The organism is Bradyrhizobium sp. Arg816 (assembly GCF_029989365.1).
Lineage (GTDB): Bacteria > Pseudomonadota > Alphaproteobacteria > Rhizobiales > Xanthobacteraceae > Bradyrhizobium.
The window spans coordinates 15,448-30,361 of record NZ_JAPRAQ010000042.1 but is presented as its reverse complement, the minus strand read 5'-3'; the positions used below and the strand labels follow the sequence as shown (position 1 = coordinate 30,361).

Sequence of the window (14,914 nt, the reverse complement as noted above, 5' to 3'; positions counted from 1 at the left end):
GTTCGTGGAAATGCCAAACGGTTCTATCCAGGACGGCTGAGTCGCTACTACCCGCAGTTCCATTTTCGAAGCTTCAACAGGAGTTGCGCACGATCGATCCCTCCGCTGTTCGAGGGGCAACATGAAAAGTACAAGCCTTTCCGGCACACTCGGTGGCTGTATGAAAGGGGTTCGACGCTGAAGCGACCCGTCCAAGCCTATTGGCTCGGTGGTGCCGGATCAACGATTGATCATGAGACCCCGATGAAATCGCGGGGGTCACGGCCGCTTCTGACATAGCCCGGGGCTGCAGCGCCCCGCGCCACTCACCTATCTCAAGGGCTCTGCCGATCGCCGCGAGGCAAGGCAAGGCAGGCATCGTGAACTTGATCGCCTTCTACAACGTACATCGCGTTCATCAAGCACTCGGCTATCGAACGCTGCTGAGGGGGGTCCCCTTTCGTGATTAACCGTTTGAAGGGTTTCGAATTCCCACAAATTGTCCTCTGACGACGGAGCCCAGCGATGTCGGTGAGGCGTGATAGCCCGCGCCGCTGTCTATCTCCTCTCCTCCGTCATTTATCCAAGGAGCACCGTCGTTTCCTCACCGTCAGTGTTGCTTTGTGTTCCCTCGATGTCGTTCCGTTGGCAGCCAATCTGTGGCACCTCCGAAGAACACGCTTAGCGACCATCTCGAGGCTTCGCTATCGGTCAGTTGATGGGAGTGAGGTTCGCGGCCTGAGGGGTTAGCCCCGGCCCCGAAGGATCTATATTCGGCATAATAGCTCGTGCTCAAGGAGTTGGTCTTGCCGGGAGCCCATTCGCGCCAGCCTTCCGCAACGACCTGCGCATCTATCTTTGTCGACAGGAAAACCACTGTGGCGTAGGGCCGCCAAGGGCGGCCAAGCGCGATGTCGCGCGCGGCAGGGTCGGCACTTAGGCTGCAATGATCAAAAACATAGCCGCTGTCCTCATCGGGAGCAGCCTTGCTCTGTGCGGTAAAGACGACCGCTTGATTGGCGATGCCGTGCAACTCACATTGCCGGAACCAGGCCTTGGCGTTGCCAAACACGAAATCGACATGCCCTTCGATGTAGCAGTTCGAGAAGTATTGGCGTGACATTCTGCCGTTTGGACCCTTGCCGGCAAACAGCGTGTCCTGGGCGCCGAGCAGGCGGACGCGCGTAACGACGTCCTTGTCTCCGGTAAGGGACAGTGCAACCCCTTGCGAGGGTGGATTGGCCGGATTGAGGGCGTAGTCGTTCTGTATGGTCAGATTCTCGAGCCGGATGTCATCGCCAGTGGCACTCAACGTCGCCGAGCGGACGGTTCCTCCTACATTGATGGCGCCGTCGCCATACACAATGACGGTATCCTCCGGATTGCTACCAGTCCCTGAGAGATGAACGCCGGATTTGGAGATTTTGACCTTCTCACGATAGATGCCCGGCTTGATCAGGACATCTCCGCCTTCCGCCGGCAATGCGTCGATGGCTTGCTGTACGGAATGATAGTCTGCATTTTCAGCATGCGACACCAACAGTGGCTGAGCGGACGCCGACGGGATGCAGAAACATCCCGCCAGAAGTACAGCGCGGCGAACGAAAATCCCCATGTGATCTTACACTTCGTTGAGTCAGCGGCACCTTGGGCGCAGTTGATAGGGCGTATCTCAGCGGGACAGCCGCCGAGCCCAGCCGACACATTTTCACGCCAAATCAGACTCTGCACGTCGCCTTCGCATTCCCCATCGGACAATCGCAACGAAGTCGGTACATGAGGCTCACTTTTGTCAACACCGGTAGTTTTGGACCAAATGCGGAACTCACCGCCCGATTACGGCGGCTGATGTCGTGCTTACCGTTTGCCGTCGCGGAATGCGCTGGAACATACCTCCGACCCGCGCAGCAGCGGCCCCGTCGCTCGCCCCGGCAGCGGCGGCGATACGTCAGAGTGATTTGCGGTGACTTTCGCATGCTCAACTTGCCAAGTCGCGGAGCTGGAAAATCGGACATCTTCGAGTGTCACGTCAAGTGCATGCCCCTCGTCTAGGCCGCGCATCAGCAATACACCCGTGTCACCATGCACATGACGAAGAACGATTTGCCGATAGACCGGAATCCTCGTGCCTTGAGCGCGCGGATCATATTTTGCGTCGAAAGACACCGGCCACCGGTTGCCCCTCAGGCACACGTACTCGTAAGTCACACCTTCGACGAGACCGCCTCGACTAACATCGCTCTTGATGCGCAGGCCCGACGTCGTACCATCCAACGTCAGATTACGTACCAATATGTCTCTGGCTCCGGAATTCACTTCACTGCCGATCGACATGCCATGCCCCCAGCCGAAATAATTATCAATGACCGAGATATGCCTGCTTGAGCCATTGTCCCCGGCCTTGATTGCGACGTTGTCGTCCCCCGTACGGATTAAGCTGTGGGTGATGGTCACATCCTGACTCGCGCCAAGGTCGATGCCATCAGTGTTGCGGGCATCCGCCGGCGAATCGATCGTGAGGCCCCAAAACGTGGCACTTTCGCCCCGGTTCATCGCGACATGAAAATTGGGCGCGTTGCGCAAGGTGACACCAGAGAACGTGATGTCCTGCGCTTGATCGATCTGGATCAAGCGCGGGGCGTTCTGGTTGCCGCCCTCGGCTTGGGCGCGCCGGGCTAGCTGCCACCATGTTTCCGCACTGCCGGCAATCAATGCGCCGCCCTGACCATCGATGATGCCCTCTCCGTAGATGCCGCCGCCACGGGTTTTAGTAAAGCTGATGAATGGCCGGCAACCGTCGCCCTTTTGCGCAATGCGCCCACATTGTCCGAGACCCTTGTCGTAAGCAGCAGGTTCTGGGATGGCGATCAGCGTCGCACCGCGTCCGACCCATAAGGTCACGCCCGACTTCATCTCGAGTGGGCCTGACCGGAACTCACCACGCCCTAAATACACGGCGGCTCCGGAAGGGCATTGGTCGATGGCATCTTGCAACATGGCCGTATCTTGCTTCCCAGACGGCACGGGACGGTCGCACACCGTATGAGGTGCAACAGGTTCGCTGATAATCCGGCGGTCTTGCGCTTTCGCGGCGGGGAAGACAAGCATGGAAGTGAGTATGGACAATAGGGCCCAGTTGCGAAAACGCTTTGTCATCGACCTCCTCGTGCTTTGTCACGGGCATCTGTGCCCGTTGCGATCTGGTATGGAGCGCTGGCTCAATCGAGCCGTCGCGCGTGTCAGTGGCCTGCGCAAGATGACATTTGTAAGACGCAGCAGAAGTCCGGACCTTGCGGTCGCGCAGTAGCACCTTGCATGTGCGCCCAAATAGATAAGGCGTTGTGCGCTGCTTCGAGAACTCGAAGCGCTTCATGAATTATGCCTGCGCATTTAATTATAGGCACAACTATATGGAATCCGCGCGCTCCATCGCATCTACGTTCGGCCGAAGCCTCAAACCAAAAGAATTAACGGGACCGCCCCTCAGCCGACACAGTCGCTGCGGTTCAGCCATTAAAGCGCACTGTCTGACGCTCGCTCGGCAAGTGATGGCGCGAGTTAAATCGCCGAAACCTAACGCACTACGACCAATACAAGCCAAAAGCGTTGCAGTTTGCTGGAGCTTTAGCGATCCAAGTTCAGCGTCTTGGACAGTGGCTCGCACTTCTAATAGTCCCCGGGCAAGAGGCGAGGCGCTTGATCGGCCGCCGAGGACGCCGGCTCATCATCAAGCAGTCGCCAGAGCTCTCCTGGCGGCATCTGCTCCTCGCTGAGTAGAAGCGCATCTGGATCAGTCGAAGCCGGCAAATTGCTGGCCGGCTGATCCAGGCTGGACGTTGCGCGCTCATCATCCAACAGTCCGCGGAGTTCGCCTGGTGAGAATGGCAGATACTCGAAATCGAGTGCCTTGCGATCGGCCATAACCAGCATGTGGCCGCCTAACTCGTTCAGTCCATCTGGTGCGGGCGTATCATCGCGCAGCCGAGTAAGCTCCCTTGGAGGCGGCAGGAACTCAGAACTGAAAACATTGGGATCTATCGAGCCTGCGTGACGATGAAATAGCAGATCCGGCAGCGGTAGCGTGGGTTCATCGTCTAGCAACCGCCAAAGCTCCCCAGGAGAAAGGTGCGCTCGATCAACACCCGACGCTTCTGCATCTAGCGACCGTGCACCCTCCTGCGCGTGTTGATCCGGCTCCGACAGCGCCGGTTCATTGTTCATCAGGCGCGACGGCTCCCCCGGAGACAGCGACGGTGGAACGAAAGTAAACGCGTCTAGCTCTGCCGATTCTGCGACGTGGCCGGCGAACCGATCCGGCTCCAAGCGCGCAGAATCATAATCGAGCAACTGGGAAGGCTCCACAACTGCAAACTGCCCGGCGCCCACGCTGAGCCCCCCTGAATCGACGGAGGCCGAACAAGGCAATGATTGACTCTCCAGTGCTCGCCTGCGCTTCGCCGGTTGCTCGATGAGATTCTCTGGGCCGGAAGTGAATTCCTCCGGATCGACGGAAGCCGGCAGAAGGGTGGATTGGTCATCACACCCACCCTCAATTGGATCACGAAGCTCCTGTTCTTGTCTCAGACGTGCGGGATCCTCGGACATCACGGGCCGCTGGGCGCCGTGATCATCCAGGAGCCGCCAAAGCGCCCCAGGGTCGGCATCCAATCTCGACGGCCCGGCCACCGGGCTGTTTTTCGTCTGATCAACGCCGTCTGATGCGAATGCGCCCTTCTTCGAACCTTCCGAGCCGCCTCGATGCTTGCCGAGCGCCAAGATTGAACCGGTCATTCTCCTCCAATTTTTCGGGAAGTCCTCCTTGATGAATTCGACCAGCGCATCATCGCTCGTCCCAGCAAGCGTCTCGCCCCGCAAGCCGAGACTGTGCGACAGCTTCCGGAGGGCAATATCATGATGCTGGGCAGTAGCCGGCGCCCAATGTTTGCTCTTGATACCTTCATCTATGACGCTTTCGATAAGCGGTGCATCAGCTTCAGTTGGAGCAACAGGTGTACGCCCAGTACCCACCGATGCCGCGGCCCGCACGCGCCTGACATTGACTGCAGGTGAACCTCCGCGCTGTTCTTGAAGCGCCCGCAAAGCCATACCGACGTGCTTGTTCTCCTTGAACACCGTATCAGAGAGCTGATTTAGTACACTATCATCAGTGCCTTCGAGCGACCGGCCGCGCTTGCCGAGGAAAGCCGCCACCTTGTAAAGCATTTGAAGATACTTCTCAGCCGTCGACGCTGACAGTTTTCGGTGAGTACTGACACGGGCCACTATCTCGTGAATGTAATCATAATCCGCGCCAGACACATTCGGCGGCGGTTTGCGGCCCGGGCGTCGGGCAAGCCCAAGGGGATCGGCGACGCGCGCTGCATCCCGTCGCTGCTCAAAGGCGCCTTGTTCAGCTAGGTTCGGTTGCTGATCATCCAAAACGGCATGCTGCACCGATGGCGCAAGCGCTGCATTGGATATCTTGAAATTGCGCGAATCCACATCAGCCTCTCGTCCGGGATCAGTTGGATTGCTCGGTACCCGGAGAAGCTTTCGAGAAGCTGACGAGTTTACAGCCGCACTAGATTGCATTCGCACCGGGAACCTCCTGCCTGATGTCTCACGAACGACTGACTGCCACTACCCGCTCTCTCGCGGGGCGCATTGTGACCGCTTTCCGGACATAGTCAGCCAGCTCTCGTCATCATCCACGCGATGCCGGACAGGCAAGGTCGACGTCTGCGATCAGCACCGCCGGGGCCATCGTATGCCTAGCGCCCACGCGCCATAGCGGACCGTGCAATGTTGAGCACGCCCCGTCCAGGCAGGCTTACCGGAATTTGAACGCCCAGGAGACAAACAAAACGACCGAACTGGCCCTGGGTGAAGGTGGAGAGCTAATGACATTCAATCCAGGAACTCTGCGTGAGCAGCCCCGAGACGGGAGGCTGGAGTCAAAGGCGCGGCCTCCCGCCTTTGGCGTTACTCCGCGCCAATCCCGCTAGCCAATGCAAACCGCAATCACCAAAAAGCCGAGCCTAAAGGCAGAACACTCGGTTTGCCCGCCCGATTCTGAAACCGAGTCTCGAGATTCTCCGCCCAGATCGGTGGGAACACTTGTCGCTCTTAACGTGCGTGGCGGCAGATTTCAACGGTCCCATGATCGACTCGAGAACGCCACGGCAGTATTCTGGTCAACAGGAACATCGACGCTTCCTGACTTGCGTGATCGTGCGTTACGTATTGAATTGTTTGCCGAAGAGTTGCGGTGGCGTTCATCGAAAGTCGATGAGACTGCTCGACGCTCAAGCCTCCTCTCCAAGTCCGCCAATCCTGCCTTACATTCGGCAACAACCGACTGTGCATGAAGCAGCTTGACCTTCAGCTCGTCCTTTTGCCTGACTAATTTCTCTAGATCCCAATCGTCCTGCATCAGCTCATTGACCATCTGCGACCGCCAATGCAAGGCCGGTGCTTAATTCCAACAATCCCGGCTCGGCATCTCGCCAATGCACGGCGTCAGCTAGGACTAATAGTGACGCAAACGATCCGCCTAAAGCATAACGTCTCACCCTGGTGTGCCTCATCTAGTTGAGGACCGCCATTCGTTGCGAGCCCCCTGATAGTCGGCTTCTGGCCGACAAAGCGAAGCTCGATAGATGATAGAGTTCCCGATGAGGGCTCGCGGTTTGATACCCGCATCGGAAGATCTTCGCCATTGATGAAGTGTCTCATCTTAATACTTCATCCGGTCCTACTGAGCATCAGGTCAAAAGTGATTTCATCGCAGATGAAAGCAACCGGCATGCCAATGCAATCGAGCATCTTTGTGTGAGAAAACAACGTAGGTCTTCCCACGCCCTCAGGTTTCCGGCCCCCATTTGTCGCGTCTGAAACAATCAATGTTTTGAACAATACAGAAAACCGCAACCGCGACGTCCCTAGCAGCGCTCACTACGACAGCACTCATTGAAAGAGACGATTTTAGGCATGTCGGCCAGAATGATCGCCATTTTGCACGGGGCATTGCGGTGTGAGAACAAGTGAACGCGCCTGCAGCGACAGGACCGCGTCGAAAAGGATAGCTGAAGCGCGCGCAATCCGGGCGTCAAATGAGCAAATATCGGACAGAGCGCCGTATGTGGCCTCGTGGCCGGTGAGAAGGGTAGCTGGCCATCAAATTATCGACGAACTGAACGCAACTGTAGCGATCGCAACTCAGATCGCGCTCCCGCAAACTTGGACAGATCGTGATGAGGGCGACAGATCTGGCCGGGATCGGTTCAGGCCATTGGTTGCTATCATGCTGCGGGCGCGAATTCCTAGTTTTGCGCGGACGTGTTGTATTTGCGCTCGGGCGCGGCTTATCATCGCGCGGCGGGCTAGGCCGTGAACCCGTAAATCAAGGACTGTTTGGCGCGGATATGATTGTCACGGTCGGGGGCCATCGGGTAGATTGGATGCCATGACGGTAGTTTATGATCTTTGGTTCGAGCGCGAGTATCCAGATCGCGAGGATACAGAACTGCATATTGGCATCTACGCGACTGAAACCGATGCGTCCGAAGCCATTGGCCGTTTGCGCGATCAGCCAGGATTTCGAGACTTTCCCGAAGGATTCAATATCTACCCTGTCACGCTCGGAGCCACCGGGTGGCAGGAAGGTTTTGTAACTGAGTACGTGCCGGCAAGAGAGCTTGATGCGACCGATCGACCGGCTTGAACGCCTAACCGGCGACCGGTGGCTTTCATATCGGGACGTATGCTGATTCAGTATCGGCATGAGCCGATACGATTTGACCGACTTCGAATGGCGCGTCATCGCGCCGCTTCTACCCAACAAGCCGCGAGGCGTGGCCCGTGTCGATGATCGACGAGTGCTGAACGGCATCTTCTGGGTGCTTCGGTCTGGTGCACCGTGGCGTGACCTGCCTGAGCGATACGGGCCGCGCACCACCTGCTACAACCGTTTCGTGCGATGGCGGAAAGCAGGTGTGTGGGACCGGCTAATGGATGCCATATCCGTCGCGCACGACGGCGAAATCCAGATGATCGACAGCACTTCTATCCGGGCGCATCAGCAGGCTGCGACGGCAAAAAGGGGGATCGAGATCGTTGTCTCGGTCGCTCTCCCGAGGTGGTCTCACGACCAAAATCCATGCCGTCGTCGATGCCCAGGGCCTCCCGATCCGGCTCGGCCTGACTGCTGGGCAGGCACATGACGCGCCAGCCGCATATGGCCTGCTCGACCGCCTCGATCCGCGCACCATCGTTCTGGCCGACAAAGCCTACGATGCCGATGGCATCCGCGACCTGATCCACGCCCAGAACGCAGTGCCCAACATCCCAGCCAAATCCAATCGCAAATGGAAGCCATGCTTCAGCAAGCGGCTCTATCGCGAGCGTAATCTGGTCGAACGCTTCTTCAGCAAGCTCAAACACTTCCGGCGCATCGCCACCCGTTACGACAAACTCGCCGAAAACTTCCTCGCGATGGTTCAACTCGCCTCAATGCGTCTGTGGCTCCGCACTTATGAGTCTACGGCCTAACTCTCTTCGGGCTCGCCTGGGCATCTTGCGCGGGGCCCCCGTCTGCCTGGCTGATGAAAACGTGCTCGACCCAAGCGTGCTCGTCATTGAGGATCACGAAAGCTTGCCCACGTGCGATGGCCGTCAAGATCATAGGCCCGCCGCTTCGCTTCCTGCCATTCGATTTGAGCGCGACTCTCGCCGAACCGCGCATTCACCCTGCCAGCAAGCCTCGCGGCGCCTTTCGGGCCACCGATGGGAGGGCGTCTATGCGGCTATCTGGCCCGGCGAATGGTCAGCTTTCAGAAAGCTGGACCTGCCAGTCTGGCATGGTGGAGATATCTCGGTGATTTGCGAATGCATCAAGCGGAAACCTCGTCAAACGGAGTTACGAGATGGTTCGAATCCATGACGCGCTGGACACCGCAACTTCGGGCGCTACGGAGCAAGATGGAGGCCAGACTGCCTTCGACATGCACCTGGACGGCGTGCCGCTGGAGCAAGGGCAACACGAAGGAGCAGGACCTTCCGCTGCTGTTGTCTCAAGAGACACGGAGGACCGCCTCGACGCCGTAAACCGGCAGCCCGATATGAAGCTGGTCGTCATCTCGAATCGGGTTGCCCCCTTCGACCCTAATAAGCCCCAGACCGGCGGGCTTGCGGCGGGCCTTGAGCCGGTCGTGGAACGTTCCGGTGCACTCTGGATGGGGTCCTCGGATACCCGCGGCGATGGGACCGAGCAGCCCTTGCCGCTGGTGAAAACTGGTGCGGGCGCCGTAGCTAGGCTGGACCTGCCAGAGGCGGACTATCCCGGCTATTATCGCGGCTTTTCGAATTCGACACTGTGGCCAGCGCTGCACTCCCTGCGCCAGCGGATGTCGGGCTCCGAAGGCGATTATGACAGCTATCGAAATGTCAACGCGTTTATAGCGCAAGCCGCCTTCGACGTCCGGGATCTCGACGCATTCTGGGTGCATGACTATCATTTACTTCCGCTCGCGGCTGAACTGCATAGGCTCGGCATCGATCGGCCCACCGGCTTTTTTCTGCACACGCCATGGCCGGCACCCGACATGATAGAACGCGTACCCCACCATCGCGAACTTATGAAGATGATGCTGGAGTACGATCTGCTCGGCTTTCAAACAAACCGGGATCTCAACAATTTTCTGGCTGGCCTGCGCGTTTATTTCGGGCTGGAGAGCAAGGATGGCATCGTGACAACGGAGCGTGGCCAGACGCGGCTCCAACAATTCCCGATCGGCATCGATCCCAAGCAGTTCGCGGAGTATCTTGCGGCAGACCTTTCGCCCGTAGAAGAAGAAAAACTCTCTTCATTATTGGAGAAATTCGAGGGCTCCAAGTTTGCGATCGGCGTGGACCGTCTCGACTACACGAAGGGTATCGATAAGAGGGTCCAAGCGTTCAACCACGTTTTAGCTGCGAACCCTGGCAGCATCTCGTTGTTGCAGATCGCGCCGTCCTCGCGTGCGGACGTGGGCGAATATCAGAAGTACAAGGAGGACGTGGAGAATGCGATCAGCCTCGTCAATGCTGAGCATGGCACGGACGAGCGGAAGGCGATCCACTACACGAATGACTCGTTCAGCCAGGCTGCACTCGCGCGCCTCTACCGCGCCGCACATGTAGGTCTCGTCACGCCGTTGCGTGATGGCATGAATCTCGTGGCGAAAGAGTACGTCGCGGCCCAAGACCCAAATGATCCCGGAGTTCTGGTACTATCGAAGTTTGCCGGGGCGGCTGAAGATTTCAGTGACGACGAGGCGCTGCTGATTGACCCAAACAATCCCGAAGAGATTGCAGACGCCATTTCGAAAGCGACCAACATGCCGCTGGAGGAGCGTGTCATGCGCTGGCGGTCCATGATGGATAAGATCGAGTCCTATACTATCCACGACTGGTCGGCTGACTACCTCCGGGAGCTGGATAAAAGCCGCATCACCGTTCCGGCTGATCAGTTCCACCATCTCGGTCTCGGCTGGACCAACGAGGCCAAAATGCCGCTCCATCAAGATTATGCAGCGGCGCTGACCGCCTATAACGAGATCGAGCCCGCGGCCGCCGCCTTGAAGGAGGCTGCCTACGCAGACGTGAAGTCGGCCTTTGAGGTTTTAGCGGCCCCGCTGAAGCATACACAGGACAGACTCTGGGATTCTCCCGCGCCACCGGCTTCACAAGATATTGCCTCGACGCCAACCTTGCAGAGTTCGACAAGGCCTACCATGGAAGATACAGCGCGACGAACAGTGCCAAGGCCATAAGACCGAACGTCCACACAAGCGGCCCGATCAATGTCGACATTCGCAAAGCCCTTTCGCTCTCCTCGGGCGCGCGTTGGCAGTCTTCTGCGATGTTCATTAACCCACTGCGCTCGAGATCCAAGTGGGCACGCTCCGCTTCAGCCCGGCAAATCTGCTCTACCCGCCGCAACTCTCTGAGATTTCGCTTTCTTCGTTTGTGCACGCTCATACGAACAGCCCAGTCTCAAGGCCATGCGGCAAGAATTTGGCGTAGCTAGCGCAAACGTGGCTGCTACCAGATCCGCCAGTTGATCGATCTGCGTCAGGTTTGTAGTCCGACGTGAAGCAGGCTTGGCCCCCAAAGCTAATCGAACCGCCTTCCCCACGCCAGTTACGGTAAAGACTTCAAGCTCCTGCACCGGCCCCTTGTGGGCCGACGACTTCGCGCTTGCTGGATCCAAGAGAAAGACGCGGCGATGCTCAGCGCTGACTCCACAGGTGCTGGTAGCGCTTCCACTGACCCTCTCCCCGACAGAGCGATCTCGCGATACCCTGTCTGCGAGCCGTAATTATGCCCGGACAGTCTTTCTGACAAAGGCGTAAGATCGTGTCACTGGGGTGCAACTGGCGGGGGTCACCGCATTCGCCGGTATACGCCGGTTAGCCGACGACGCCGGGAAGCTGACGACAGGATCATCGCCAGCCGCGCGATCGTTCCGGTGTCACGTAGCGCCGCGCTGGACCGTCTATTCGTCGTTCTGTTCAAGCAAGATGGCACCACCAGACGGGATGGCCCATTGGGGGAAGATACAGAGCAACTGGACTACAATCTTTTGCACCGCCGGTTCGTGGGACTGTTGCTAGTCGATCCGGTCTGGGACCGGACACACTTTACCAAGAACCCGAAGGTTGCAGAAGCGGTGGCCGGGACACAGGCGCACCGTTGTCATCAGCTTGTTCAGCGGGATATCCGCGAAATGCCAGCTAAGCGCATCAATCGCCCATTTGAATTGCATTTCCGATGAATGAGGCGCCTCTGTTTCGCCAGCTGGCTCGCTGGTGATCTGCAGCGGATGTCCCGCAGCCTGGATGCGTTCCCGCGCCTTATCGAGAAGCACCCTTGCGACTGACGACTTAAAGGGACCGCAGGAGACCTTGCCCTGTCGAGCATGGCCACTGCGCAGGCGTGACGCTCATGCCCGCCGGATTTCTCCCGTAACAAATCCATCACGAAATCAAAAGGTGTGCGGCCGCCGTTGTGAAAAACAAGCTGAACAGTCTTGGCGTCACTGAGAACTTTATCCATTGGAGACTCGCGGTAGTGGTGGTGAAACGGTTTCGGTGTGCTGCCTTGTTCCGCAGCTTGAATTTCTATCCGCGCTGCCTTGTTGCGTTAGCGCGGCTGTCGTCTTCAACAGAAGAGCCAAAGCCTGTACGACTGTGTTCACCAAGGTCTTTCTCCTTTTAGCCGAGCCGCCCGGACGACCCCCGCCCAGCGACAACACCAAGGATATGGGCTCGCAGCACATCCGCATCTTCGTCGTCCGGGTGGCTTCAGCAAGGACTATGCCTGCCCTGCATTCATGATCAGCCGTGCGAGTGGCAGGCTCTTTTGCAATCGCTTTCGCAAGCAATGTTAGAAACCCGACGCTAATGTTTGAAGTGATCTACGCGAAGGCTCGCGCACTCGATCAGCCCCAATTTCCGCTCGTGCGGCATTCCGTCCCCGTCGGCATGATGATCAGTTTTGGTGTCAATGCCAAGCAGACGCAAGCGCCTGTTGGAAGCGACTTTCAGGATATTCGAAACAAGTATGCCGCGCTACTTCCTGGTGGCGAGCTCATCTTGCAATATTGTAGTCGCTCTAGGGTAATTCTGAGGACCTCTGCCGTACTGACCGTTCGCGGTCTGCAGGATTATCGCCATCCCGAAGCACGCTGGGCTAGCTCATGCGCTCGAGTCACAGTGCCGCAGCTAATATCTAGTTCCCAAGTGGTGGCGCGCACATAGGCTCTCGGTAGGGAAGTCCCGATAAGATCTGCCGTCCTTCCAGTCGTTCGCGCCAGAAATCGCACCTCGAATCTGCTTTTGCGCGACATCAAGGCGCGTGGATCAGCTCCTGACTAGATGAGCAAAACGCGGCTAAGTTCAGTATTGGTTCTCGCTTCATGGCGCTCACACAGAGATTAGAGTTCCGGCATTCGCAGTCGTTGATCATGTCGCCGCAATTGATGCAGGCGATTAAGCTGCTGCAATTGTCCCATCTCGATCTCACGACCTTCGTGGAGGAGGAGCTCGAGCGCAATCCTCTGCTCGAGCGCGCCAGTGGCGATACAGCAGGCGTCGAATCCCCGACTGAGGTTGATCAGGTCAGCGCCGAACAGCCGGCCGAAGCGGCCGCGCGCAACGCGCAGGACCCGGCGCCGACCACCTATACCGAATGGGGCGGGGGCGCCTCAGGTGACGAAGACTACAATCTTGAAGCTTTTGTCGCAGCCGAGACAACATTGTTGGACTATCTCGCCGAGCAGCTCTCGGTCGCCGTCACCGCACCCACGCAGCGAATGATCGGGCAGTACCTGATCGACCTCGTCGACGAAGCCGGCTACCTGCCGCCCGATCTCGGCCAGGCCGCCGAGCGCCTTGGCGCATCGCAAGCCGACGTCGATGCCGTCCTTGCCGTGCTGCAAAAATTCGATCCGCCCGGCGTCTGCGCGCGCAATTTGAGCGAATGCCTGGCGATCCAGCTCCGCGAGCTCGACCGCTACGATCCTGCGATGCAGGCCCTCGTCGAGCACCTCGATCTGCTCGCGAAGCGCGACATCGCGTCGTTGCGCAAGCTCTGCGGCGTCGACGACGAGGACATCGCCGACATGATCGGCGAGATCCGCCGCCTCAATCCCAAGCCCGGCATGAAGTTCGGCTCGGCGCGGCTCCAGACCATGATGCCCGACGTCTATGTCCGCCCGGGCCCGGATAGCGGCTGGCATGTCGAGCTCAACAGCGACACCTTGCCGCGCGTGCTGGTCAACCAGACCTATTATTCGCAACTCTCGAAGAAGGTCGGCAAGGACGGCGACAAGTCCTATTTCACCGACGCGCTCCAGAACGCGACCTGGCTGGTGCGCGCGCTCGATCAGCGCGCCCGCACCATCCTGAAAGTTGCGACGGAAATCGTTCGCCAGCAGGACGGTTTCTTCACCCACGGCGTGGCGCACCTGCGGCCGCTGAATCTGAAGGCCGTTGCCGACGCCATCCAGATGCATGAATCCACGGTGTCGCGCGTCACCGCCAACAAGTACATGGCGACAAATCGCGGCACATTCGAGTTGAAATATTTCTTCACGGCCTCGATCGCCTCCGCCGACGGCGGCGAGGCGCATTCCGCCGAGGCCGTGCGCCACCACATCAAGCAGCTGATCGATTCGGAAGCGCCGTCGGCGATCCTGTCGGATGACACCATCGTGGAACGCTTACGCGCCTCAGGAATTGATATTGCCCGCCGCACGGTCGCGAAGTACCGCGAAGCCATGCGCATTCCCTCGTCGGTACAACGCCGCCGTGACAATGAGTGGGTAACAATCAATAGCCGAGCATCGGCCGGAGCTCGCCATCAGTGAAGAACTCCCAAGCCGTCGATCCGTAATTCCGAAATCGACGTTTTGTCGTAACTGGATCTATCGAAAAGCGGCCTTGGAGTTCGTCGGGCGCTATTTACTCGCCTCGGACTGCGTTCGCGAGGAGCGGGAGGCGACGACTAGAATGGTGCGGGATAGGAGAACAGGACGTTTCCCGGCGCGGCTCGATCTAATCATCGACATGAAGTACGTTGATGGCGATGGGCTGGACAGTGGATGGCGGCTCTGTAGGTGCGATTCGAGGACGTTTACATGATGATCACGGCCGGCCGCCGCTACCGACGCGCGGCTTTAGATTCGATCGAGTGACTTTGCTCGAGGCAACATCGCCGATCACGACGAGGCGCGGCCTCTTCGCCACAGAGACTTTGCGCTGAAGGTCAATCACGAGAAAAGCAGAACACAGTTGGCAACATTCTCGCGCGTTTGCACATTCCCGCCCCCGTAAGCGGGTTGGCAAAGCCGCCGGTAGTTGTCCAAACAATAGCGTTAGGATAATCGGAGCCC

Annotated in this window: 9 protein-coding genes; 4 read left to right on the top strand and 5 right to left on the bottom strand. The window is 58.3% G+C overall.

Annotated elements, in window-relative coordinates; genetic code table 11:
* Window positions 1–589: 589 nt before the first annotated feature.
* From OWC48_RS44175 to OWC48_RS44160, 4 genes are all read right to left on the bottom strand, one after another.
* On the bottom strand, window positions 590–1,594 hold the full coding sequence (locus tag OWC48_RS44175; protein ID WP_282525647.1) for a pectinesterase family protein: 1,005 nt from the start codon (window positions 1,592–1,594) through the stop codon (window positions 590–592).
* A 242-nt stretch (window positions 1,595–1,836) separates the two neighbouring features.
* Window positions 1,837–3,135 carry a glycoside hydrolase family 28 protein gene (locus OWC48_RS44170; RefSeq protein ID WP_282525646.1) on the bottom strand — a complete coding sequence of 433 codons (1,299 nt, stop codon included), beginning with the start codon at window positions 3,133–3,135 and terminating at the stop codon, window positions 1,837–1,839.
* Window positions 3,136–3,645: 510 nt separating this feature from the next.
* Window positions 3,646–5,481, bottom strand: a complete 1,836-nt coding sequence (locus OWC48_RS44165; RefSeq protein WP_282525645.1) for a hypothetical protein — start codon at window positions 5,479–5,481, stop codon at window positions 3,646–3,648.
* Window positions 5,482–6,127: 646 nt separating this feature from the next.
* Window positions 6,128–6,427 (bottom strand): hypothetical protein, encoded by a 300-nt coding sequence (locus tag OWC48_RS44160; protein WP_282525644.1) that lies wholly within the window; start codon window positions 6,425–6,427, stop codon window positions 6,128–6,130.
* A gap of 1,017 nt (window positions 6,428–7,444) precedes the next feature.
* On the opposite strand from OWC48_RS44160, the gene OWC48_RS44155 reads away from it, so the two are divergent.
* The 3 genes from OWC48_RS44155 to OWC48_RS44145 all read left to right on the top strand — a co-directional run bounded on the left by OWC48_RS44155 (window position 7,445) and on the right by OWC48_RS44145 (window position 10,790).
* Entirely contained in the window at window positions 7,445–7,702 is a 258-nt protein-coding gene (locus OWC48_RS44155) for a hypothetical protein (RefSeq protein WP_282525643.1), read from the top strand.
* A 58-nt stretch (window positions 7,703–7,760) separates the two neighbouring features.
* Window positions 7,761–8,529 (top strand): IS5 family transposase gene (locus tag OWC48_RS44150; protein ID WP_282525642.1). Its coding sequence is split into 2 segments (ribosomal slippage): window positions 7,761–8,086 and window positions 8,085–8,529, totalling 771 coding nucleotides; the frame shifts between segments, so codons are not numbered across the junction.
* 374 nt (window positions 8,530–8,903) lie between these two features.
* Complete coding sequence (locus OWC48_RS44145; protein ID WP_282525641.1) at window positions 8,904–10,790, top strand: trehalose-6-phosphate synthase; 1,887 nt, start codon at window positions 8,904–8,906, stop codon at window positions 10,788–10,790.
* 839 nt (window positions 10,791–11,629) lie between these two features.
* Here the strand turns inward: OWC48_RS44145 and OWC48_RS44140 are convergent.
* Complete coding sequence (locus tag OWC48_RS44140; protein ID WP_282525658.1) at window positions 11,630–11,887, bottom strand: hypothetical protein; 258 nt, start codon at window positions 11,885–11,887, stop codon at window positions 11,630–11,632.
* Window positions 11,888–12,937: 1,050 nt separating this feature from the next.
* On the opposite strand from OWC48_RS44140, the gene rpoN reads away from it, so the two are divergent.
* Window positions 12,938–14,389: an RNA polymerase factor sigma-54 gene (gene rpoN / locus OWC48_RS44135; RefSeq protein WP_282525640.1), complete on the top strand. Its 1,452-nt coding sequence runs from the start codon at window positions 12,938–12,940 to the stop codon at window positions 14,387–14,389.
* Window positions 14,390–14,914: the final 525 nt, after the last annotated feature.

What these genes read in the sequence shown, in the direction of transcription:
- rpoN (WP_282525640.1), top strand. Translation starts at nt 12,938, where the DNA reads ATGGCGCTCACACAGAGATTAGAGTTCCGGCATTCGCAGTCGTTGATC.
- OWC48_RS44155 (WP_282525643.1), top strand. Translation starts at nt 7,445, where the DNA reads ATGACGGTAGTTTATGATCTTTGGTTCGAGCGCGAGTATCCAGATCGC.
- OWC48_RS44145 (WP_282525641.1), top strand. Translation starts at nt 8,904, where the DNA reads ATGGTTCGAATCCATGACGCGCTGGACACCGCAACTTCGGGCGCTACG.
- OWC48_RS44160 (WP_282525644.1), bottom strand. Translation starts at nt 6,427, where the DNA reads ATGGTCAATGAGCTGATGCAGGACGATTGGGATCTAGAGAAATTAGTC.
- OWC48_RS44175 (WP_282525647.1), bottom strand. Translation starts at nt 1,594, where the DNA reads ATGGGGATTTTCGTTCGCCGCGCTGTACTTCTGGCGGGATGTTTCTGC.
- OWC48_RS44170 (WP_282525646.1), bottom strand. Translation starts at nt 3,135, where the DNA reads ATGACAAAGCGTTTTCGCAACTGGGCCCTATTGTCCATACTCACTTCC.